This is a genomic window from Actinomycetota bacterium (genome assembly GCA_019347675.1).
Lineage (GTDB): Bacteria > Actinomycetota > Nitriliruptoria > Nitriliruptorales > JAHWKO01 > JAHWKW01.
The window spans coordinates 64,632-85,838 of sequence record JAHWKW010000002.1 but is presented as its reverse complement, the minus strand read 5'-3'; the positions used below and the strand labels follow the sequence as shown (position 1 = coordinate 85,838).

Below are 21,207 nucleotides of genomic sequence, written 5' to 3'. Positions count from 1 at the left end.
CCCGGTTGCTCAGCGCAGATGCAGCGCGATACCGCCACCTTCTTCGACACGGATCTGCCTGCCCTGCTGGACTGGGATCTTGGATCCGCTGACGTCTCCCGCATCACCTGTCCGGTTCGCCGAGGTCCGTGACCGATGCTCTCTTGCTTCCCGATGCGAGCCTTCCTCCGAGCCCAGCCGATGGAAGCGTCCGACGACCGGCGTCCGACGACCGGCATCCGACGACCGGCATCCGCCGACCGGCATCCGCCGACCGTGGTTTTGGACGTCCTGGCGATAGTCGAAAGCTGGCACGTCGGCGAGCACTCCGTGATCATCGCCAACGTCATCTGCAACGCCGGGTGCCCGTGCGGCATAGCAGATGTCCCAAGACCAGGGCTCCTTTTCCTCGGGACCAAGATTCGACCCCACGGCGTCGCTGCTCCGCCACGCCAGCCACGCAACTATGGTTGGAGGCATGCTGGAGTTCGTCCTCGGGGGGCAAGCGATGACCGCGTTCCTCGTCATCGGCGCGGTTGGTCTCGCACTGCTCCTGCTGTCCCTGGTGCTCGGCGAGGTGTTCGAGGGCCTGCTCGGTGGCTTCGATGTCGACGCCGGCGGGGGGATCTTCTCGGGACCCGTGCTCGGTGCATTTCTGGCATCGTTCGGCTTCGGCGCCGCCCTCATCATGTACGCGACGGGCGTCGGCGCGGGGGGCGGCGCGCTCGGTGGCCTCGCGAGTGGGCTGGTCGTCGGTGGCTTGGCGCTCGTCATGATGCGGACGCTCGTCAACATGCCAACTGACGCGACCGTCTCGACCCGTGGGCTCGAGGGCTCCCAGGGCATCGTGATCACGACCATCCCCGACGAGGGCTACGGTGAGGTGACGCTCCGCCACCACGGCGAGCAGCGCAAGTACAACGCACGGGCGGACGCACGGGTGGCCGCGGGGACGCAGGTGCGCGTCGTCGCCGTCCTCTCCGCGTCAGCCGTGCTCGTCGAGCGGGCCACGCTCCCGACCGACGCTTGACCGGAGGGCGCGATGCTCGACTTCATCTTCGCCTCGCCTCTGGTGATCGGGATCATCGGCGCCGTCACCCTGCTCGTCCTCGTCGCTTACCTGATCGTCTCGCGCATCAAGGTGGCCGGGCCCAACGAGGCGTACATCATCACCGGGCGGAAGGGTTCGCCGGTCAAGAACCCCGAGACCGGCGAGGTCTCGCACGACATGAGCGGCCAGAAGGTCGTGATGGGCGCGAGCGTGTTCGTCCTCCCGTTCGTGCAGCGTCTGCACGTCATGGACCTCTCCAGCCGGCGCATCTCGGTGAGCATCCGTGGGGCGGTCTCGAGCCAGGGCATCAAGTGCGACCTGGACGGGGTCGCCGTCGTGAAGGTCGGCGGCAACGAGGACGCGATCCGGGCCGCGGCGCAGCGCTTCCTGACCCAGCAGAGGGAGGTGGACACGTTCACGACCGAGGTCCTGGCCGGCAGCCTCCGCGCCATCGTCGGTCGCCTGACGATCGAAGAGATCATCAAGGACCGCGCGACGTTCGCGTCCGCCGTCGCCGAGGAGGCCGAGACGTCGCTCACGAACCAGGGGCTGACGCTCGACACATTCCAGCTGCAGGACATCCAAGCCGAGGGCGAGTACCTGACGGACCTCGGTCGCCCGGAGGCAGCCCGTGTCGAGCAGTCCGCCAAGATCGCCGAGGCGCGGGCCAACCAGGCCGCCGAGGAGGAGCGGCTGCGGGCCGAGGAGGCGGTCGCGATCCAGGCTCGCCAGCTCGAGCTGAAGAAGGCCGAGATCAAGGCGGAGACGGACGAGGCCCAGGCACAGGCCGCGGCCGCCGGTCCGCTGCGGGAGGCGGCACGGAACCGTGAGGTCATCCAGGAGCAGGAGCTGGTGGCCGAGCGCGAGGCCGCACTGCGAGACCGCCAGCTCGACGCCGAGGTCAGGAAGCCCGCCGACGCCGAGCGTTACCGCATCGAGCAGGAGGCCGAGGCGCGGAAGAACGCGGCGATCTTCGACGCGGAGGCCGAGAAGGCCCGGCGTGCCCGGATGGCGGAGGCGGTCGAGCTGGAGGGGCGTGCCGAAGCCGAGGCCATCCTCGCGAAGGGTGAGGCGGAGGCCGATGCACGTCGCAAGAACGCCGACGCGTTCAAGCTCTACGGCGACGCCGCGACGCTCGACCTCATCGCCGCCGTCCTGCCCGAGCTGGTCCGCGCCGCGAGCGAGCCGTTGAGCTCGGTCGACCGTCTGACCGTCATCTCGACCGACGGCGCGTCACAGCTCGCGAGGACGGTGTCGAGCAACGTCGAGCAGGGCATCCAGATCGGTTCCGACCTGACCGGCATCGACCTCCGGAGCCTGCTGTCGAGTCTCGGCAGCCGTGACGAGGGGTCGGAGGCAGATCCGTTGCGACCGGGGACGGAATAGTTCTCGCCTCGCCGGCTTGGTCGGAGAGAGCGATCGCCTACGACTCGACCGAGCCACGTATGCAGGAACCCGTACGGGACTGTGCCGGAACAGTTGGAGCCCAGGGCGGGGCGCGGCGGTTTGTGCCGTCGTTCGTGACGCGGTGAGTAGCGGCGGTCCCGCCATAGGTGGTACCGACGTCGTCACGAACGGCGAGCATCACGCTTCGTCAGGTGTCGCACCGACGGCTCATCGGGCCGGGTGTGCTCCCACACCTCCAGCGCGAGCAGCACGAGTGTGATCGCGTCGACGTCCACCAGCGGCACGATCGGCACCTGCACCGCGCGCACGAGGTTGGTGGGTTCGGGGTCTAGCGGCTGCCCCCGGGACAGCCTGGCCCAAGACGCGTCAACCTGCGCCCGACGCGTGTCATCGAGCTGCCGTCAAAGCCCGTCGGCACGGCCGGCTCGGTGACGCCTGCAACTCTCGGTGCCTGCACTCCGCTTACGAGCTCGCTGGCGACGATCTGGTCCACGATCCACCCGTCGAACTCGACGCTCTGGCCGGCAGACATTGAACGCGGACGGAGACGGGGATCGTCACCTGGAGAGCACTGGAACCGGGCAGCTGAGAAAGCCGAAGGCGGCGGCAACGAGCGGGGCGGTAGGATCCAACGATTATCCCGACGCTGCAACTCCGACTGCCAAAGGAGATCGGCGGTTCAGATCCGCAGATCTTCCCACTGCCACGGCGCGCCATCGACGAGTAGCTCAGGATCTCCGGTGAGGAGGGTGGCGCCGTGCGCAACGGCGGTGGCGGCTGCGAAGGCGTCTGCGTAGGAAATGGGGTGGTCGGCTTTGAGCCCAGCCGCTTCCAGCACACGGTGTTCGGAGGGCAGGTCCAGGTCCAGCTTGGGACGTAGATCCCGTAACGTCTCGAGGGCTTCTTCCTCGCCTTGGTCCCGCTTGACGACGTAGAACACTTCGCCGAGGTTGATCCAGCTCATGGCCGGCCGTTCCTCGAGCACGTCTGAGATGCGGGAGGCGGCTGGCTCGCTGCCTTCGAGCAGTTCGAGTATCGCCCAGGCGTCGAGCGCGTCGCTCACCGGCGGGTTTCTCGGCGTCGGTCGGCGTCCCGTTCGGCTTCGAGGATCTCGACCAGCCGTCGGCCGGCGTAGCGGCCGTGCAGGGGCCGTTGGGAGCGTGCGGGACGCACCGCAACGTGGTCCCCTTCCCGCCAGAAGGTGACCTCGTCGCCGGGGGCGATCCCGAGCTGCTCACGCAGGTCCTTAGGGATCACGACCTGACCCTTGGGCCCAACCTTACGAGTCATACCAGCAAGTATAACCCTCGGCTGGCTGCAGTGCGCGCTGCACCATCCGCAGCTCACCCCCTCGCCCGGTGTGGTCGCCTCGTACTCGACGTGCCGGGGCGGTCCACCGATCGGACGACCAGTCGCGATCGCGGTTCTCCCGCCACTCGGACGGTCCGACGGAAGCGCTGCTCCGGCTGCGCTGCGACTCGAGCTGGAGCACGAGATCGAGGTGACCCTGGTGCTCCCGTCGTCGATCAACACGCCGGCGTTCGACCACGCCCGGTCGAAGCTCGGGGGAAGCCCCGCCCGCCGCTGTCGAGCCGGTCGGTCAGCCGACTTCTCGAACTCCCAGGAGGCCGAGGAGGGCCACCGCCAGGACGCCGCCATCGACACGCTGCAATGAGGCGGGCCGGGAGCTCACCTTCGCTACCAGCACTCCGACGTCCGCCGTGCGGTCGCCGTCCGCGTCGAGCAGGCGCCGACCGCGCCGGCGTTCGACGGTTCTGGGGTCGTCGCGTCCGGCAGAAGATGAACGAAGTCCGGCGATCGACACGCCGATGCCGATGAGAGGGCCCACGGTGGGTCCAACGGCAGACGATCAGGCCAGGCGTCGCAGCCGTATGCGGTGAGACGCAGTAGATTTCGGCGCGAAGAACGAGCAGAGGCCGTCTGCGGTCCTCGCCGCGGTAGCCAACGGAGTCGGTCGGCGTGGCGGCGGGCATGGCAGTTGTGGAATGGATCGCCCGGCCGCCGCTCGACCGAGCTTTCGACACCGGCCGGCAAGTCCGTAGAGAAGACGGTGTTGGTTCACCTTGGCGGATGGTGAGCGGGCGACGGGAGAGATTCGAAGATGCGCTTGCCGGCCGGCAAGGCCCCGGACCTTACCGCCTACCAGCAGACCCCCCTCAACGTCGGCGCACCACTGGGCCGGCTCGCGGACCATCTCATCACCCCGACCCCGATGGTGTACGTACGCAACCACGCTGCGGTCCCACACGTCGACGCTGACAGACACCGCCTGCAGGTGCGCGGATTGGTACGGCGGCCGCTGGAGCTGTCTCTGGATATCCTCGCCGATCGTTTCGAACGGGTGGAGCTGGTCGCGGCGCTCTCCTGCGCCGGCAACCGGCGGCGGGAGCTGATGCAGCTCGCGGACATCCCGCTGGAGATCCCCTGGGGACCCGACGCCATCGCCAACGTGCGCTGGTCGGGTTGGCGCCTGCGTGACCTGCTCGCGGCCGCCGAGCTGTCCGCCGATGTGAGACACGTGGCCCTCACCGGACTGGACTTCGTTCGCCACGCACATGGGCGGGTCGAACACTTCGGGGGTTCGATCCCCCTTGAAAAGGCCCTGCGAGACGAGGTTCTCGTCGTCGATCGCATGAACGGCGAACCGCTTCCGCCGGTGCACGGTTTCCCCCTGCGCCTCGTGGTCCCCGGATACATCGGAGCCCGCAGCGTCAAATGGCTCGCCGGGGTCGAGGCGTGCGCGGAGCCGTCGACCAACCACTTCCAGCAACGCGCCTACCGCCTGTTTCCTCCCGAAGTCACGGGCGCCACCGTGCGTTGGGAGCACGGCACGGTGTTGGGCGAGCTGGCGATCAACTCGGTGATCTGCCGCCCCGCCGACGGCGATCGCGCGCCAGCCGGCCCGATGCGGTGCGAAGGCTATGCCGTGGCAGGCGGAGGGCGGCGGGTCGAGCGGGTGGAGTTGACCAGCGACGGTGGCCGCACCTGGAGCGAGGCGTCGCGGCTCCACCGGTCGGGTACGTGGGGTTGGACGCTGTGGGGTGGCGACCGCGACCTGTCCCCGGGTAACCAAGAGATCTCGGTCCGTGCCATGGACGCGGCTGGCAAGACCCAGCCGGAACATCCGACGTCAGTATGGAACTTCAAGGGTTACGTCAACAACTCCTGGCATCGCGTCAACATCACCACTTGTTGACGGCGGTGTTCTGCGTCTGGGGCGCTCCCTGCAGCGCAGGAGACAACGGGATCGCGTCCCGACTCGCTCGCTGGCCGCGACCAACAACCTCGTTGTGTGGGCAGTGTCCGGCGGGCGGCGTTGTTCGGCTCGAGGCGCTCGCCGACGCGGACGAGGACCTTTGAACCGATTCTCCGTGGTCGGGGCGGTGCGGGACGTCGCGCGGGACCCGTGGACCGCACCCGCAGTGGTCGGCGTCGTCGAAGTCGAGGTCCATGCGCTGCGGGTGTCGGAGACCGCACCCTTGACTGTGATGGGATCTGCGTCCGAGCGCACGAACCGGGTCGCCCGCTCGTAACGGACGGAAACCGCACTCTTGCTTGGCGGTGCCAGATGTGCTTACGGTCGCCTGCAGGGGAGGCCGCGTAGGTTCACATGGGCGCTTCGGGTTGGCGGGACACGGTTCTGGCTTGGCCGGTGCTGCGCCAGGTCCGCCAGCGGGATCTGTTGGGGCTGGGCGCCACGGCGATGTCCGGCCGCCAGACGGTGGCTCGGACCCGCAACGCCGATGAGGTGAGACGCACCATCTGCCCGTACTGCGGGGTCGGTTGCGGTCAGGTCGTCTACGTCCAGGGCGGTCGGATCACCGACATCGAGGGCGACCCCGACTCGCCCATCTCGCTCGGCAAGCTCTGCCCGAAGGGGGCGGCGACCTTCCAGTTGGTCACGGGTGCCCACCGCGTGCACACCGTGCTGTACCGGCGCCCCGGCGCGACCGAGTGGGAGGAGATCGACCTCGACACCGCCATGGACATGGTCGCCGACCGTATCAGGGACACCCGTGACCGAACGCTGCGGTGGGAGGACGCCGACGGCACGCCCCTGCGCCGCACGCTCGGTTTCGCCCACATCGGTGGGGCGACGCTGGACAACGAAGAGAACTACCTGCTGAAGAAGCTCTACACCGCGCTCGGTGCGTTGCAGATCGAGAATCAGGCGCGGATATGACACTCGTCCACGGTCCCCGGTCTGGGGACCTCCTTCGGTCGGGGCGGTGCGACGACCTTCCAGCAGGATCTGCAGAACAGCGACTGCATCGTCATCCAGGGTTCGAACATGGCCGAGTGCCATCCGGTCGGGTTCCAGTGGGTGATGGAGGCCAAGCGACGCGGTGCGACGATCATCCACGTCGACCCACGGTTCACGCGGACCAGCGCGGTCTGCGACCTGCACGTTCCCATCCGTGCCGGGACCGACATCGCCTTCCTCGGTGGGCTGGTTCGGTACGTCATCGACAACGAACGGTTCTTCCGCGACTACGTGGTGGAGTACACGAACGCTCCGGTGGTTGTCTCCGATGAGTTCCGTGACACCGAGGACCTCAACGGCCTGTTCAGCGGCTGGGATCCCAGGAGCGGTCAGTACGACCCAAGTTCCTGGATGTACGCGGGGGACATCAGCGTCGAACCGGCCGCGGGGGAGCGTGAGCTCTTCGCCGGCGAACCGGAGACCCAGCGTGGTCAACGGGTCCACGAGGCGGAACGCGACGAGACCCTCGCACATCCCCGCTGCGTCTTCCAGATCGTGAAACGGCACTTCGCCCGCTACACCCCGGAGGTCGTCGCCGAGATCTGCGGCATCGACGACGACCAGTTCGTGGAGGTCGCGGAGGCCCTGTGCGACAACTCCGGACGGGAGCGCACGAGCGCGTTCTGCTACGCGGTGGGATGGACGCAGCACTCGAAGGGGGTGCAGTACATCCGCACCGCCTCGATCCTCCAGCTTCTGCTGGGCAACATCGGACGTCCCGGAGGAGGGATCCTCGCGCTGCGGGGCCACGCGTCGATCCAGGGATCGACGGATATCCCGACATTGTACAACATCCTGCCCGGCTACCTGCCGATGCCGAAGGCGGCCTACGACCGCACCCTCGATGACTACATCGGCCACAACCAGTCGGGCATGGGCTGGTGGGCGAAGTTCGACTGCTACACGGTCTCGCTGCTGAAGGCCTGGTTCGGCGACGCGGCGACGCCGGAGAACGACTGGTGCTTCGACCACCTGCCACGGATGGGCGGGGACCACTCGCACATGGCCACGGTGGCCGCGATGGCCGACGGGGATGTCGAGGGCTACCTCGTCGTCGGGGAGAACCCGGTGGTCGGTTCGATGCACGGGGCGCTGCACCGCAAGGGTCTGCGCGAGCTGAAGTGGCTCGTGGTGCGGGACTTCGCGCCGACGGAGACGGCGGAGTTCTGGAAGGTCGCCCCCGAGATCGACCGGGGGGAGGTCCGTCCGGAGGACATCGACACCGAGGTGTTCTTCTTCCCGTGCGCCGCCCACACCGAGAAGCAGGGGACGTTCACCAACACTCAGCGGTTGCTGCAGTGGAAGGAGCAGGCGATCCGTCCGCCCGGCGACTGCCGCAGCGAGCTGTGGTTCGCCTACCACCTCGGCCGGCGGCTGAAGGAGCGCTACGCCTCCTCGGAGCGCCCCGAGGACGCCCCGATCCGCGACCTGGCCTGGCAGTACCCGACCGAGCATGACGACGCGGAGCCGGACGCCGAGGCGGTGCTCCAAGAGATCAACGGCTACGTCGTCGAGTCGGGCGAGATGGTGCCCGACTTCGATGCGTTGGAGGCTGACGGGTCCACGGCTTGCGGCTGTTGGATCTACTCGGGCTGCTTCGCCGGCGGTGTGAACCAGACCGCCCGGCGCAAGCCCGCCTCGGAGCAGAGCTGGGTCGCCCCGGAGTGGGCCTGGGCCTGGCCCGACAACCGCCGCATCCTCTACAACCGCGCGTCGGCCGACGTCGACGGCCGACCGTGGTCGGAGCGCAAGCGCTACGTGTGGTGGGGAGAGCACGATGGCCGCTGGGTCGGCGAGGACGTGCCGGACTTCCCGGCCACCTGCAAGCCCTCCTTCCGCCCCGACCCGGAGGCGCTCGGCACGGACGCGGTCGCCGGCAACGATCCGTTCATCATGCAGAGCGACGGCAAGGGCTGGCTCTACGTGCCGACCGGGCTGCTGGACGGCCCGCTGCCGACGCACTACGAGCCCCAGGAGTCCGTCTTCGACAACCCGCTGTACGCGCAGAAGGCCAACCCCGCTCGCCTCGAGTGGAACCGGCGCGACAACCCCTACCACCGCCACGTCGACGACCCCGACTTCCCGTTCGTGCTGACCACGTACCGGCTCACCGAGCACCACACCGCCGGGGCGATGAGCCGCTGGGTGGCGTGGCTGAGCGAGCTCATGCCGGAGCTGTTCTGCGAGGTCTCACCGGAGCTGGCCCTGGAACGACGGTTGGAGAACGGCGGGTGGGCCGCCATCCGCACGGCACGCGGTGAGATCGAGTGCCGCGTGCTGGTCACCGACCGCGTCCGGCCCTTGCGGTTGGGCAAAGGCCGAGACCGTGTCGTACACCAGGTCGGACTGCCCTACCACTGGGGGACGCACGGGCTGGTCACCGGCGACGTCGTCAACGAGCTCATCGGCTTCGTCGCCGACCCGAACGTCTCCATCCAGGAGTCGAAGGCCCTCACCTGCGACATCCGTCCGGGACGCCGCAGCAGGAAGCGGCGTGCCCCGACCTCCGGTCCCCTCGGCGGACCCAGGGCCGACCCCGGCGAGGGCCGCGACGCCGACGCGGTGCGCGGCACCAAGCCCGAGACCCGCCATGGGCTGCGCAGCGGGCAGAGCCAGCAGTTCGAGGACTTCTGACATGGGTCCCGACCGCTGCCCCGACGTGAAGGACGGGTGACATGGCGACGGGATTCTTCACCGACACCACCGTCTGCATCGGCTGCAAGGCGTGCGAGGTCGCCTGCAAGCAGTGGAACCAACTCCCCGACGACGGCTTCTTCTTCACAGGGATGAGCTACGACAACACGCTCGACCTGGGTGCGACCACTTGGCGTCACGTCGCGTTCGTCGAACGGCCGGTGCCGCTGTCCGGGCAGTCCACCGGGTTCGGCGACTTCTCGTGGCTGCTCATGTCGGACGTTTGCAAGCACTGCGAGCGGGCGGGCTGCCTGGAGGTCTGTCCCACCGGCGCGATCGTGCGCACGGAGTTCGACTCGGTGTTCATCCAGCCCGACGTCTGCAACGGCTGCGGGTACTGCATCCCGGCCTGCCCCTTCGGGGTCGTCGACCGTCGTCCCGACGACGGCCGCGCCTGGAAGTGCACGCTCTGCTACGACCGGCTCCAGGACGGCATGGAACCCGCATGTTCCAAGGCGTGTCCCACCGACTCGATCATCTACGGCGACATCGATGAGCTACGGGTCATCGCTGCAGAACGCGTCGAGACGCTCCACGGGCGGGGGGTGACCGAGGCGTACCTGTACGGGGTCGACGTGGCGAACCAGCCGGGCACGGAGGGGCTGAACGCCTTCTTCCTGCTCGTGGACGAGCCCGAGGTGTACAACCTCCCACCGGATCCGGTGGTGCCCACGAAGAAGCAGCTCCAGTCCTGGGCGGGGGTCGCTGCGGGGACGGTCGGCATGCTCGCCGCGGCGGTCGGTGCGGTGCTCGCGGCGAGGAGGTCGTCGTGACCAGCGACGGACCGGTCGGCACGACGGGCCAGCGTCGGGACATCGATCCGCAGGTCGGCGTACTCGAAGGTGTCGGCTCTCGGATGCGGATCGAGCCCGGGACCCGTGCCCACGGTGACGAGCTCGCCGGCCCGTCGCCCTACGACGTCTGGCATCGCAAGCCGTCGGCCGACGGTCGGGCTGCCGCAACCGGTGACGTCACCTACTTCGACCGACCGGTGCTGAAGGAGCCGGTGTGGATCTGGTCGGTGCCGGCGTACTTCTACGTCGGGGGCCTGGCCGGCGCGGCGGCGCTGCTGGCCGCGGTGGCACGCTCCGACGATGAGCTCGTCGGTCTGGTGGACCGCTGCCGGTGGATGGCCGCACTCGGGACGACGGTCGGCACGGGCCTGCTCATCGAGGACCTCGGACGCCCGAAGCGCTTCCTGAACATGCTCCGTGTCTTCCGGCCGACGTCACCGATGAGCGTCGGATCGTGGGTGCTGGCTGCCAGCGCCGGGCTGGGCTCGGCGGCCGTCGCCGCACGGTTGCTGCGCTCGCGGCTCGACGGCCACGGTTCGCGGCGGATATTCGGTCTCGTCGAGGATGGCACGACCATCGGGGCGGGGCTGCTGGGTCCGCCACTCGCGGGCTACACGGGCGTGCTCGTCGCGAACACCGCGGTACCCGCCTGGCAGTGCGCGCGCCGCAGCCTCCCGCCGCTGTTCATGGCCTCGGCGGTGCTCGCCGCGGCATCCGCCTTGGATCTGATGGACCTCAACGATGAGGAGAGCCGTGTCGTCCGCAACTTCGGTATCGTCGGCGCGCTCGGTGAGTTGCTGCTCGGGAAGTTCGTCGAGAAGCAGGCCGATCGGGAGCAGGTGGGGGAGCCGTACCACGACGGCGCATCAGGGGCGATGTGGCGCCTGGCGAAGGCAGCGACCGCGACGAGCCTCGCGCTGCGCTTGCTGCCGGGCTCGTCGCGCCTCAACCGTGCGGTGGCGGGGGTGGCGGGAACGATGGGAACGGTGAGCCTGCGGTTCGCCGTCTTCCACGCCGGGACACGCTCCGCCCGCGATCCGCGGGCGACGTTCCGCCACCAGCGCGCCGGGCACGGCGCCGCCCAGGTCACCGACCGTCCCGCGGTCGTCGGCGCCGGCAACCGCCGCGCACTGCCCGAGCCGACACGCTGACGGGCGTCACGTGGCCCCGGTGAGCCCGACACGGACGGCCGCGGTGCTCACGGTGAGCGACGGCGTCGCGGCCGGGACGCGGGAGGACCGCTCCGGTGACACCGTCGTGGAACTGCTCGAGCACGCCGGGTTCGAGGTGGTCGCGCGCCGCACGGTCGCCGACCAACGGGCCAGCATCGTCCGTGACCTGACCGAACTGGCCGACCTCGCCTGCCTCGTGGTGACCACGGGCGGCACCGGCCTCGGACCGAGGGACGTCACCCCTGAGGCGACCGGGGACGTCGTCGACCGTGAGGTGCCGGGACTCGCCGAGGCGATGCGCGCCGCTGGCCGGGTCTCCACGCCGCTGGCGGACCTGTCCCGGGGACGCGCCGGCACCATCGGTACGACCTTGGTGGTCAACCTCCCCGGCAGCGTGCGCGGGGCCCGCGAGTCGCTCACCGCGGTCCTCGGCACCGTCCCGCACGCTCTCCAGCTGCTGGCGGGGGAGACCGCGCACCGGGCGGAGACCACGACGTGACACTGCGGGTGCGGCTGTTCGGGGCTCTCGCGGAGCGCGCCGGCGCCCGCGAGCTCCACATCGACGTCGAAGGCGTCGTCACCGTCGGCGAGCTCATCGCGAAGCTCAGCCGGCGGCTACCGGACGCGGCCGCGATCGTGGAGCGGTCGCAGGTCGCGGTCAACCTCGAGATCGCCTCCGACGGGCTCCCGATCAGCGACGGTGACGAGATCGCGGTCCTCCCACCGGTCGCCGGTGGTGCGGACGATGACCCGCGGGTGCTCGTCGACGTCCGCGACGCGGACCTGCCCGTCGACGAGGTGCTGTCGGCCGTGTCTTCGGATGCGGCCGGTGCCACGGTGCTGTTCCTCGGGACCGTCCGTAACCACTCGGAGTGGTTCTCCGCGGTGGAGCGCCTCGAGTACAGCTCGTACGGGGAGATGGCGACGGCGACGATGCGCACCATCGCGGAGGAGGTCATCCAGCGGTGGCCGGCCGTGCGCGGCGTGGCGATGGTCCACGCGGTCGGTGACCTGCCGGTGGGTGCCCACACCGTCGCGGTCGCCTGCTCGGCTCCGCACCGCCAGGAGGCCTTCCAGGCATGCCGGTACGCGCTCGAGGCGGTGAAGGACCGCGTCCCCGTCTGGAAGCGTGAGGTCGCCGCCGACGGCGCACGGTGGGTCGGCGTCGACGACGAGCAACGATGACGCCCACCGTCGGCAGGTCCGTGCGACCCACGGTCGGTGACCTGTCCGGCGCGGTCGCCGATCTCGGGGTGTTCGTCCCGCTCAGCGCCGCCCTCATCGTCGTGAACGGCCTGCGCCCCGGACCGGTGCTCGTCGCAGCAGGGCTCCTTGTGATCCTGTCGGGACTCCGCTTCCGGCTGCCGTGGCCGGTTCAGCCCCTGAAGGCGCTCACCGCCATCGCCGTTGGTCAGGGCCTGTCCGCCGATCTCGTGCACGCCGGCGGGCTGCTCGTCGGGGTCTGCCTGCTGCTGCTGACGGCGACCGGGTGGACCCCACGGCTTGCCGCGTGGTTCACCAAGCCCGTGATCCGCTCGCTGCAGTTGGGGGTGGGAGGCCTGCTGGTGCTGTCGGCGCTGCGGCTCGTCGCGGCTCCGCCGCCGGTGTTCACCAGGCCGCCGCCGCCCGCGCGGGGCCTCTGGTTGCTCGTCGTCGCCACGACGGTCGTCGCGGTGGTCGCGTGGCGCCGTTGGTACGGGACCGGGGTCGCCGGCGTCGCCGTCGGCACGGTCGTCTCGGTGGCGGCCGCCGCACCGCAGCTCGGTGTGATCTCGCCGTCGATTCCGGTGCCGGCGATGCCGGACCTTGGGGCGCTCCCGGCGGCGTTCGCGCTCCTCGTCGTGCCGCAGCTCCCGCTGACGTTCGGCAACGCCGTCGTCGGGGTGAGTGACCTCGCCCGCGAGCACTTCGGCGACCGCGCCGGTCGGGTGACGCCGTCGCGCGTCGCGATCTCCGCCGGATTGGCGAACGTCGGCTCGGCCTTCCTCGGCGGGATGCCGATGTGCCACGGCTCGAGCGGCTTCACGGCGCACGTGCGGCTCGGTGCGCGCAACGCCGGTATGAACGTCGTGCTAGGCGCAACTCTCCTCGTCGTCGGCATCACCCTCCCCCGACAGGTGCTCGCGTTGTTCGGGGCCCTGCCGGTCTGGGCGCTCGGTGGGTTCCTCGCCTACGCCGGCCTGCGCCACGCGCTCCTCGTCGCCGACCTCCGGGGACGCGACTTGACCCATGCCCTCGTGGCTGGCGGCATCGGGCTGGCCACCGGCAACCTCGCCGTCGCCACCGCGGTGGCGCTCGTCCTCGCGCACGCCCCGCGCGTGCTGGCGCCGACGGCACCTGCGCTGCCGACCGCCCGGACCGGCGCGTAGTCTCGCCGTGGACCGCGCGGAGGAGGCCCCGATGACGACGAACGATGCGCTCGGTCGTCCGCTGCGTGACCTGCGCGTCTCCGTCACCGACCGGTGCAACCTCCGCTGCCCGTACTGCATGCCCCGCGAGGCGTTCGGGGCGGACTTCGCCTTCGTCGACCGCTCCCAGCTGCTGACCTTCGAGGAGATCACCCGCATCGCGACGATCTGCGCGACGCTCGGCGTGCGCAAGATCCGTCTCACCGGCGGCGAACCCCTGCTGCGGCGGGACCTGCCGCGGCTCGTCGCGATGCTTGCCGACGTGGCGGGCATCGAGGACGTCGCGATCACCACGAACGGCATCCTGCTGGCCGCCCACGCCGACGGGCTCGTTGCCGCCGGCCTGCGACGGGTCACCGTCAGCCTCGACGCGCTCGACCCCGACACCTTCACCGCGATGAGCGACAGCCGCTTCCCCGTCGCCCGGGTCCTCGACGGGTTGGCCGCTGCCCACCGGGCGGGGCTGCGCCCGGTGAAGGTCAACACCGTGGTCCGTCGCGGGATGAACGACAGCCACCTGGTCGACCTCGCACGGTTCGGACGCGACCACGGACTCACGATCCGATTCATCGAGTACATGGACGTGGGCACCACCAACCATTGGGCCGTCGACGACGTGGTGCCGGCCAGTGAGATCGTCGAGCGGGTGACCTCCCGCTTCCCCGCCGCACCGGTGTCTCCAACGGTGCCTGGCGAGGTCGCCACCCGCTACCGCTACCTCGACGGGGCCGGTGAGTTCGGCGTCATCGCCTCGGTGAGCCGACCGTTCTGCGGATCTTGCGTGCGGGTGCGACTGTCCCCCGTCGGCGAGCTGTTCACCTGCCTGTTCGCCTCGCGTGGGCACGACCTGCGCGCCATCCTGCGCTCCGGAGCCGACGACGAGCGCCTCGCGGCGACGATCGCGCGCATCTGGACGCGCCGGGACGACCGGTATTCGGAGTTGCGCGCACCCGTGGAGGCCCGCGACGGCCGGGTCGAGATGTCCTACATCGGCGGCTGAGGAGACGCAGTGTCCCCCTTCCGAGGCTTGGCGCGCACGACGGTGACCGAGGTCGGCGAGCCGGAACCGCTCGAGGCCTACCGCGACCACGTCCTGACGGGGGTCGCGCCGTTGCCGGTCGAACCCGTCCCCGTCCACGACGCGATCGGCCGCACCCTCGCCCGCGACGTCGCAGCCGGTGTGGACCTGCCCGGCTTCCCGAACGCGGCGATGGACGGCTACGCGGTCCGTGCAGCCGACGTCGACACCGCCTCCGGGGAGCATCCCGTCGCGCTCGACGTCGCCGGTGAGATCGCCGCCGGCTCACCCCACCTCCCCGAGCTCCGGGCGGGCACGGCCCTGCGCATCATGACTGGCGCACCCGTGCCTGGTGGCGCCGACACGGTGATCCCCGTGGAGGTGACCACCGAGCGGGACGGCACCGTGTTCATCCACCGGGCACCACGGACGGGCGAGCACGTCCGCGGGATCGGCGAGGACGTCCGCGCGGGCCAGGTCGTCGTCGTCGCGGGTACGCGCGTCAACGCACGGATCCTCGCGCTGCTCGCGGCGGTCGGTGCGGTGACCGTGGACTGCCACCGCCGCGCGCGGGTGGTCGTGCTGTCAACCGGCGATGAGGTCGTGCCAACCGGACGGGCCCTCGGGCCGGGGCAGCTGTACGACTCGAACGGTCCGATGCTCGTCGCCTGCGCGACGGGGGAGGACGCACACGCTCACGCCCGGGGCCCGATCGCCGACGACCCCGCGGTCCTCCGCGACGCGCTGTCCGAGGCTGCGGCCAGCGCCGACCTCGTGCTCGTCACCGGTGGCGTGAGCGCCGGGCGCTACGACCACCTGCCGGAGGCGCTCGCCTCGCTGGGGCAGACACGCACGGCGAAGCTCGCCATGAAACCCGGCAAGCCCCAGGTGCACGCGCGCATCGGCACCACCACCGTCCTCGGCCTGCCCGGCAATCCCGTGTCGGCGTTCGTCTCCTTCGAGATGTTCGCGGTCCCGATCCTACGGACCCTGCACGGCAGGAGGCAGCTGGCCCGCCCGTCTCTGTGGGCCACCGCGGCCCGCGATCTGCGCGGCTCCGCGCGGCGACGCACCTTCTTGCGTGTCCGCCTGCGGGAGACCTCATCCGGCCTGGAAGCCGAGCCGTGTGGCGGCCAGGGTTCGCACATGCTGAGAGCTCTGGCCGACGCGGACGCTCTGGCGGAGGTACCCGCGGACCGTCCGAGGATCGCCGAGGGGGAAGCCGTCCGCGTGCACCTGCTGTCGGACCAGTGATGACCCGACCGTCGCACCTGGACGACGCCGGCCAGGCGCGCATGGTCGACGTCGGCGCCAAGGACATCACCCACCGCACCGCCCGAGCGGCGTGCCGCGTCGCGTGCTCGCCGGCGACCGTCCGTCTCATCGCCGACGGGCGCCTACCGAAGGGCGACGTCGTTGCCATCGCCCGCATCGCCGGGATCCAGGCGGCCAAGCGCACGTCCGACCTCATCCCCCTCTGTCACGCCGTCTCCCTCACCCATGTTCACATCGACGTGGACGTGGAACCCGACGCTGGCACCGTCGACATCGTCGCCGACGCTCACGCCACCGACCGCACAGGGGTGGAGATGGAGGCGCTCACCGCCGCCGCGGTTGCGGCGCTCACCGTCTACGACATGGTGAAGTCCGTCGAAAGCGGCGTGCGCATCACCGACCTCCGTCTGGTCGACAAGACCGGCGGTGCGAGCGGCGACTGGCACGAGGATCACACCCACGACCGATCGGCCGTCGGCGAGCCGGCCCGTCAGGTGGCGGCCCGACGTGACAGCGACTGCGCCGGGCCGATGCGATCCTCGCCCGAGTAGACGTTGAAGCGATCGTCGCGGAGGAAGCCAACGAGGGTGAGACCGAACCTCTCGGCGATCTCGATGGCGAGGCTGCTCGGAGCGGAGATCGCTGCCAGCACCGGTACGCCCGCCGTCGCGGCTTTCTGCACGAGCTCGTAGCTCGCCCGCCCGGAGACGAGCACGAGGTGACCTTCAAGCGGTAGGCGCTTTTGGAACGCCGCCCAGCCGACGAGCTTGTCCATGGCGTTGTGCCGGCCCACGTCCTCACGGACCGCAACGAGCTCACCGGCGGCGGTGAACAACGCCGCCGCGTGCAGTCCTCCCGTCCGGTCGAAGACGGGCTGCGCCGCACGCAGCCGTCCAGGCAGGGACGTCAGCGTCTCGGAAGGTATCACCGGGCCGGGCGCCGCCATACTCGTGCCGCGTGTCTCCAGCGACTCGAGGCAGCTACGACCACAGACGCCGCAGGCGCTCGTCGTGGTGAAGTGCCGTTCGAGACCGCGGAGGTCGGGCAGCTCCGGACGGTCGAGGTTGACCGTCACGACGTTGAAGCGCTGGTCCTCGTCGAGACCACGGTCGACGCAGTACCGGACCGACGCGACGGCGTCTCCTCCGGCGATGACGCCCTCCCCGACGAGGAACCCAACGGCGAGCTCGAAATCCGCGCCCGGTGTCCGCATCGTCACTGCGAGCCGCTGCACCGCCCCCGTGCGGGAGGTGAGCCGGATCTCCAGCGGTTCCTCGGTGGCGACGACGTCCGCCCGCTCCTGGCGGCGACCAGCCTCGTGGCGGGCCACAACCACGCGGACGCGGGGACCCGGTCGCGGCAGGTCGCTCATCGCGCCAGGTCCTCGGCCGCCGTCGTGCCATCCGGAGAACCGCCCCGCCTCGCCACTGCCGCCGCATCCAAGCCAGCACCGCCGGATCCGCGAACGGTTCGCCGTCCACGCACACCATCGCCTTGTCCCGGCCCATACGACGGCTCGTCCCCCCGGCGAGGACCAGGCCGCTCACCGCAGGCATCTGCACATCGTTGCACTCCTACCCTACGCCTCAGCGACGAGACGGGGCCGCGATGCACGACTGGCTGGACAGCTACGCCCACACGCTCGGCGTCGCGCCGCTCACCGAAGAGGAGCAGCGGACACTGCTCGCGCTCGCCCGCGAGGTCGCCCACGCATCGGAGCGACGCTTCGCACCCCTATCCACCTTCCTCGCGGGGGTACTGGCGGGCAGCCGAGCCGACGGTGCACGCGAAGAGGCGCTGCGGGACGCCGTGGTCGCTGCCCAGGCTCTCCTCGGAGGCGAAGACACCAACGCCCGACGCGGCCCGGCGTCCCCGTGATGGCGAACGCGACCCGCCGAACCCATCCGGTCATTTCCAACCCATCGGCCACGCTCGGCCGCATCCCTGCTGGCGCCGATCGCGGTCACGCCTCAATCCGTGATGCCGTTCTCGCCCGCCGACGGACCGACGCGGCCACGGCCTCGATCCGCGCCGCGCTGGTCGCCGAGTCGCACGCCCGGCTCGCGTCCACACCGCGCCGTCGGGCCCACGGGCGGATCGAGCCGATGGGCGCTTAAAAAGAAGCGCAGGGAGAGTGGGTCAGCGGTCGTGGGAACGAAGATAGGCGGTCAAGTACGCTGCGTGACCGCGCCAGCCCGGAGACCGGATGCCGTTGTCGATCACCGACCTGAGGTTCGACGACCGCGGGTTGATCCCCGCGGTGGTGCAGCAACACGACACCGGCGAGGTGCTGATGGTGGCGTGGATGAGCGACGAGTCCCTCGCCCTCACCCTCGAGCGCGGCGAGACGGTGTTCTGGTCACGGTCCAGGCAGGAGCTGTGGCACAAGGGCGCGACCTCCGGGAACATCCAGAAGGTGCAGCAGATCCTGGCCGACTGCGACGGGGACACCCTTCTGGTCCTGGTCGACGCCGGGAGCGGCCCGGCCTGCCACACCGGCGAACGAACCTGCTTCCACCGTGACCTGGCCGAGGGGGCGGTCGACGGCAAGTGACCAGTCACCGGCCGTCGCGCGAGCAGTTCCTACGGTTGGCTGGTGACCACGCGGTCGTGCCGGTCTGGCGTGAGATCCTGTCAGACCTCGAGACCCCGCTGTCCGTCTACGCCAAGCTTTCGGGTCGGGGGCCGTCCTTCCTGCTCGAGTCGGCCGAGCACGGCGAGCGTTGGGGCCGGTACTCGTTCGTTGGGCTGGAGCCGTTCCTGATCCTGCGCGGCCGCGACGGGACGGTGTCGTGGGACGGTGGCGTGCCGGCCGCGGCCCGGGACGCGACCGGGCCGCTGGACGCGCTCGACAAGGTGACCCGTGCGCTGACCGGCCCGGCGATCCCCGGCCTGCCGCCGCTGCACAGCGGCGCCGTCGGGTACATCGGCTGGGATGCCGTCCGCGAGATCGAACGCATCCCGATCACCGGCCGTGACGACCTGCACATCCCCGACGTCGTGATGCTCTTCCCGCGCCACGTCGTCGCGGTCGACCACCTCCTGCAAAAGCTCACCGTCGTCACCAACGTCGTGATCGGCGACGATCCTGGCGACCAGTACGACCAGGCCTGCGGCATGACCGACGGGCTCGTCGCGCGTCTGGCCGCCGCCGCGCCCTCCACCCTGGCTGAGCCTCCGTCGACCGAGCCGGTCGAGGATGCCCAGTCGAACCTCACGCCCGGCCAGTACCAGGCGATGGTGGCGCGCGCCAAGGAGCACATCGCCGCGGGCGACGTCTTCCAGGTCGTGCCCAGCCAGCGCTTCGGGGTGCCGACCCGCGCATCGCCGTTCGACGTGTACCGGATGCTGCGTGTGATCAACCCATCACCGTACCTCTTCCTGTTCGACCTGGGCGAGCTGCACATCGTCGGTTCGTCGCCGGAGGCCCTGGTCCGCGTCCAAGGCAGGCGTGCGGAGACCTGGCCGATCGCCGGGACACGACCGCGCGGACCGACGCTCGAGGAGGATCGTCGCCTCGAAGGCGAACTACTCACCAGCGACAAGGAACGCGCCGAGCACGTGATGCTGGTGGACCTGGGCCGCAACGACCTCGGCCGGGTCTGCGAGGTCGGGACCGTCAGCGTGGACGAGTTGATGGTCGTGGAGCGCTACTCGCACGTGATGCATCTGGTGAGCCGAGTGACCGGGACGCTGCGGGCCGACGTGACCCCTGTCGACGTCCTACGCGCGGTGTTCCCGGCCGGCACGGTGTCGGGCGCTCCCAAGGTGCGGGCGATGGAGATCATCGACGAGCTCGAGCCCACCCGCCGCGGGGCCTACGCAGGCGCCATCGGGTACGTCGACCTGTCCGGGAACGTCGACACCTGCATCGCGCTCCGCACGCTGGTGCTCCGCGACGGCGTCGCGTACGCGCAGGCGGGCGCCGGTGTGGTCGCCGACAGTGATCCTCCGGCCGAGGAAGCCGAGACGCGGAGCAAGGCGATGGCGCTCCTCACCGCGGTCCGAGCCGCAGAGCGCCTGTCCGGCTGACCACCGCGGTCCGCCAACGTCAACGCTGGCGGATGTGGTCGGCGAACGTCTCGAGGAGCTGGTCGAGGAACCCCAGGCTGTCCTCGTCGACGAGACGGCCGTCCTCGAACTTCTCCGACGCCGACGAGACGAGCACCTCCGGGGTGCTGACGATGTCCGCCTCGAGGTACAGCAGCGTGCGCCGCAGCTGCAGGTGCGCCCGTGCGGTCCCGACCGGGCTCGGGCTCGCCCCCATCATCGCCACCGGCTTGCCCTCCATGACCGACTGTCCCGGCGGGCGTGACGCCCAGTCGAGCGCGTTCTTCAAGACCCCCGGGATGCCGTGCTGGTACTCGGGCGTGGCGATGAGCACGCCATCCGACGCGTCGATGCGTCGCTTGAACTCGGCCACCGGCTCGGGGTCGCCCTGCACCTCGACGTCACGGTTGTACAGCGGGATCGACGCGAGATCGAAGATCTCGATGCGCATGCCCTCTGGCGCCCGTCCCGCCGCCGTGTCGAGCAGCGCCCGGTTGTAGGAGCCCTCCCGCAAACTCCCGGCGAATCCGAGGATCGAGATGTCAGACATGGTGGATCCTGCGCTGGGGGGTCGATCATGACCTCGGCCCGACCGTATGCTGGCACGCTCGGAGTCCGCAACAAAGAGGGGTCGATGTGAAGGTCGCCACCGTGGTGTTCGCCGGCACCGAGTCGCACGACGACCTGGCCCGCATGGTCAACGCCATGATGGTGGTCAGGGAGTTCACGGAGGCGGGTGACGACGCGACGCTGATCTTCGACGGTGCCGCAACCCGCTGGCCCGGCAAGCTCTCCGACCCCGACCACGTCGCCCATCGACTGTACGAGTCGGTTCGAGGAGCGATCGCGGGCGCGTGCAGCTACTGCGCGGACAGCTTCGACGCGACAGAGGACGTCCGGGAGGCCGGTGTCACGCTGCTGGATGAATACAAACGTCACCCGAGCTTCCGCTCGCTCGTGGTGGCGGGCTACCAGATCCTCACGTTCTGAACCAGCCCGCTCCGGGGCGTCCGGCGCCCCGCTTCTCGTACCATCCGGCGGTGTCCCGCCCCGTCCACGTCTTGGCCTCGGGGC

The 21,207-nt window shown here is 70.2% G+C and carries 21 protein-coding genes and 1 pseudogene; 17 read left to right on the top strand and 5 right to left on the bottom strand.

The genetic code is table 11. The features are described 5' to 3' along the window. Positions 1 to 457: 457 nt before the first annotated feature. Both KY462_01610 and KY462_01605 read left to right on the top strand, forming a co-directional pair. Positions 458 to 1,009 (top strand): NfeD family protein, encoded by a 552-nt coding sequence (locus KY462_01610; GenBank protein MBW3576436.1) that lies wholly within the window; start codon positions 458 to 460, stop codon positions 1,007 to 1,009. 12 nt (positions 1,010 to 1,021) lie between these two features. Next, positions 1,022 to 2,416 (top strand): flotillin family protein, encoded by a 1,395-nt coding sequence (locus KY462_01605; protein MBW3576435.1) that lies wholly within the window; start codon positions 1,022 to 1,024, stop codon positions 2,414 to 2,416. 700 nt (positions 2,417 to 3,116) lie between these two features. Here KY462_01605 and KY462_01600 read toward each other — a convergent pair. Together KY462_01600 and KY462_01595 are read right to left on the bottom strand one after the other, a co-directional pair. Continuing rightward, positions 3,117 to 3,500, bottom strand: coding sequence for a PIN domain-containing protein (locus KY462_01600; GenBank protein ID MBW3576434.1), 384 nt, complete (start codon positions 3,498 to 3,500; stop codon positions 3,117 to 3,119). Beyond that, positions 3,497 to 3,727, bottom strand: coding sequence for an AbrB/MazE/SpoVT family DNA-binding domain-containing protein (locus KY462_01595; GenBank protein ID MBW3576433.1), 231 nt, complete (start codon positions 3,725 to 3,727; stop codon positions 3,497 to 3,499). Before KY462_01595 ends, KY462_01600 begins: the two co-directional genes overlap by 4 nt. A 211-nt stretch (positions 3,728 to 3,938) precedes the next feature. Between KY462_01595 and KY462_01590 the strand changes: the two genes are divergently transcribed. The 11 genes from KY462_01590 to moaC all read left to right on the top strand — a co-directional run bounded on the left by KY462_01590 (position 3,939) and on the right by moaC (position 16,634). Then, positions 3,939 to 4,112, top strand: a complete 174-nt coding sequence (locus KY462_01590) for a hypothetical protein (GenBank protein MBW3576432.1) — start codon at positions 3,939 to 3,941, stop codon at positions 4,110 to 4,112. A 447-nt stretch (positions 4,113 to 4,559) separates the two neighbouring features. Then, positions 4,560 to 5,654: a molybdopterin-dependent oxidoreductase gene (locus KY462_01585; GenBank protein MBW3576431.1), complete on the top strand. Its 1,095-nt coding sequence runs from the start codon at positions 4,560 to 4,562 to the stop codon at positions 5,652 to 5,654. Positions 5,655 to 6,068: 414 nt separating this feature from the next. Further along, positions 6,069 to 9,356, top strand: coding sequence for a formate dehydrogenase-N subunit alpha (gene fdnG, locus KY462_01580; protein MBW3576430.1), 3,288 nt, complete (start codon positions 6,069 to 6,071; stop codon positions 9,354 to 9,356). Positions 9,357 to 9,397: 41 nt separating this feature from the next. Beyond that, positions 9,398 to 10,189, top strand: a complete 792-nt coding sequence (locus KY462_01575) for a 4Fe-4S dicluster domain-containing protein (GenBank protein MBW3576429.1) — start codon at positions 9,398 to 9,400, stop codon at positions 10,187 to 10,189. After that, on the top strand, positions 10,186 to 11,361 hold the full coding sequence (gene nrfD, locus KY462_01570) for a polysulfide reductase NrfD (protein MBW3576428.1): 1,176 nt from the start codon (positions 10,186 to 10,188) through the stop codon (positions 11,359 to 11,361). The genes KY462_01575 and nrfD overlap by 4 nt, the downstream gene beginning before the upstream one ends. 19 nt (positions 11,362 to 11,380) lie before the next feature. Then, complete coding sequence (locus tag KY462_01565; GenBank protein ID MBW3576427.1) at positions 11,381 to 11,881, top strand: MogA/MoaB family molybdenum cofactor biosynthesis protein; 501 nt, start codon at positions 11,381 to 11,383, stop codon at positions 11,879 to 11,881. Further along, positions 11,878 to 12,567 carry a molybdenum cofactor biosynthesis protein MoaE gene (locus tag KY462_01560; protein MBW3576426.1) on the top strand — a complete coding sequence of 230 codons (690 nt, stop codon included), beginning with the start codon at positions 11,878 to 11,880 and terminating at the stop codon, positions 12,565 to 12,567. Before KY462_01565 ends, KY462_01560 begins: the two co-directional genes overlap by 4 nt. Further along, a complete protein-coding gene (locus KY462_01555; GenBank protein MBW3576425.1) occupies positions 12,564 to 13,751 on the top strand; it encodes a putative sulfate/molybdate transporter in 1,188 nt (395 codons plus the stop codon). The genes KY462_01560 and KY462_01555 overlap by 4 nt, the downstream gene beginning before the upstream one ends. A gap of 31 nt (positions 13,752 to 13,782) precedes the next feature. Then, positions 13,783 to 14,790, top strand: a complete 1,008-nt coding sequence (gene moaA / locus KY462_01550; GenBank protein MBW3576424.1) for a GTP 3',8-cyclase MoaA — start codon at positions 13,783 to 13,785, stop codon at positions 14,788 to 14,790. Between the two features lie 9 nt (positions 14,791 to 14,799). Further along, positions 14,800 to 16,062, top strand: a complete 1,263-nt coding sequence (locus KY462_01545; protein MBW3576423.1) for a molybdopterin molybdotransferase MoeA — start codon at positions 14,800 to 14,802, stop codon at positions 16,060 to 16,062. Continuing rightward, positions 16,062 to 16,634: a cyclic pyranopterin monophosphate synthase MoaC gene (gene moaC, locus KY462_01540; protein ID MBW3576422.1), complete on the top strand. Its 573-nt coding sequence runs from the start codon at positions 16,062 to 16,064 to the stop codon at positions 16,632 to 16,634. The genes KY462_01545 and moaC overlap by 1 nt, the downstream gene beginning before the upstream one ends. On the opposite strand, the gene fdhD is transcribed toward moaC, so the two are convergent. Together fdhD and KY462_01530 are read right to left on the bottom strand one after the other, a co-directional pair. Then, a complete protein-coding gene (gene fdhD / locus KY462_01535) occupies positions 16,574 to 17,455 on the bottom strand; it encodes a formate dehydrogenase accessory sulfurtransferase FdhD (GenBank protein ID MBW3576421.1) in 882 nt (293 codons plus the stop codon). The genes moaC and fdhD overlap by 61 nt on opposite strands. 94 nt (positions 17,456 to 17,549) lie before the next feature. After that, positions 17,550 to 17,639 (bottom strand): annotated as a pseudogene (locus KY462_01530) (NTP transferase domain-containing protein). A 52-nt stretch (positions 17,640 to 17,691) separates the two neighbouring features. Between KY462_01530 and KY462_01525 the strand changes: the two are divergent. The 3 genes from KY462_01525 to trpE all read left to right on the top strand — a co-directional run bounded on the left by KY462_01525 (position 17,692) and on the right by trpE (position 20,115). Continuing rightward, a complete protein-coding gene (locus KY462_01525; GenBank protein MBW3576420.1) occupies positions 17,692 to 17,961 on the top strand; it encodes a molybdopterin-guanine dinucleotide biosynthesis protein MobA in 270 nt (89 codons plus the stop codon). A gap of 334 nt (positions 17,962 to 18,295) precedes the next feature. Beyond that, complete coding sequence (gene hisI / locus KY462_01520; GenBank protein MBW3576419.1) at positions 18,296 to 18,637, top strand: phosphoribosyl-AMP cyclohydrolase; 342 nt, start codon at positions 18,296 to 18,298, stop codon at positions 18,635 to 18,637. Continuing rightward, positions 18,634 to 20,115: an anthranilate synthase component I gene (gene trpE, locus KY462_01515; protein ID MBW3576418.1), complete on the top strand. Its 1,482-nt coding sequence runs from the start codon at positions 18,634 to 18,636 to the stop codon at positions 20,113 to 20,115. Before hisI ends, trpE begins: the two co-directional genes overlap by 4 nt. A gap of 19 nt (positions 20,116 to 20,134) precedes the next feature. Here trpE and KY462_01510 read toward each other — a convergent pair whose 3' ends face one another. Then, a complete protein-coding gene (locus KY462_01510) occupies positions 20,135 to 20,683 on the bottom strand; it encodes an NAD(P)H-dependent oxidoreductase (GenBank protein ID MBW3576417.1) in 549 nt (182 codons plus the stop codon). 143 nt (positions 20,684 to 20,826) lie between these two features. On the opposite strand from KY462_01510, the gene KY462_01505 reads away from it, so the two are divergent. Next, a complete protein-coding gene (locus tag KY462_01505) occupies positions 20,827 to 21,123 on the top strand; it encodes a hypothetical protein (GenBank protein ID MBW3576416.1) in 297 nt (98 codons plus the stop codon). The last annotated feature ends 84 nt before the right edge of the window (positions 21,124 to 21,207 follow it).

Bases quoted from the DNA above. Each gene is read 5' to 3' on its own strand.
- KY462_01610 (MBW3576436.1), top strand. From the start codon at position 458: ATGCTGGAGTTCGTCCTCGGGGGGCAAGCGATGACCGCGTTCCTCGTC.
- KY462_01605 (MBW3576435.1), top strand. From the start codon at position 1,022: ATGCTCGACTTCATCTTCGCCTCGCCTCTGGTGATCGGGATCATCGGC.
- KY462_01595 (MBW3576433.1), bottom strand. From the start codon at position 3,727: ATGACTCGTAAGGTTGGGCCCAAGGGTCAGGTCGTGATCCCTAAGGAC.
- KY462_01585 (MBW3576431.1), top strand. From the start codon at position 4,560: ATGCGCTTGCCGGCCGGCAAGGCCCCGGACCTTACCGCCTACCAGCAG.
- KY462_01575 (MBW3576429.1), top strand. From the start codon at position 9,398: ATGGCGACGGGATTCTTCACCGACACCACCGTCTGCATCGGCTGCAAG.
- KY462_01555 (MBW3576425.1), top strand. From the start codon at position 12,564: ATGACGCCCACCGTCGGCAGGTCCGTGCGACCCACGGTCGGTGACCTG.
- moaA (MBW3576424.1), top strand. From the start codon at position 13,783: ATGACGACGAACGATGCGCTCGGTCGTCCGCTGCGTGACCTGCGCGTC.
- moaC (MBW3576422.1), top strand. From the start codon at position 16,062: ATGACCCGACCGTCGCACCTGGACGACGCCGGCCAGGCGCGCATGGTC.
- fdhD (MBW3576421.1), bottom strand. From the start codon at position 17,455: ATGAGCGACCTGCCGCGACCGGGTCCCCGCGTCCGCGTGGTTGTGGCC.
- KY462_01525 (MBW3576420.1), top strand. From the start codon at position 17,692: ATGCACGACTGGCTGGACAGCTACGCCCACACGCTCGGCGTCGCGCCG.
- KY462_01510 (MBW3576417.1), bottom strand. From the start codon at position 20,683: ATGTCTGACATCTCGATCCTCGGATTCGCCGGGAGTTTGCGGGAGGGC.
- KY462_01505 (MBW3576416.1), top strand. From the start codon at position 20,827: ATGGTCAACGCCATGATGGTGGTCAGGGAGTTCACGGAGGCGGGTGAC.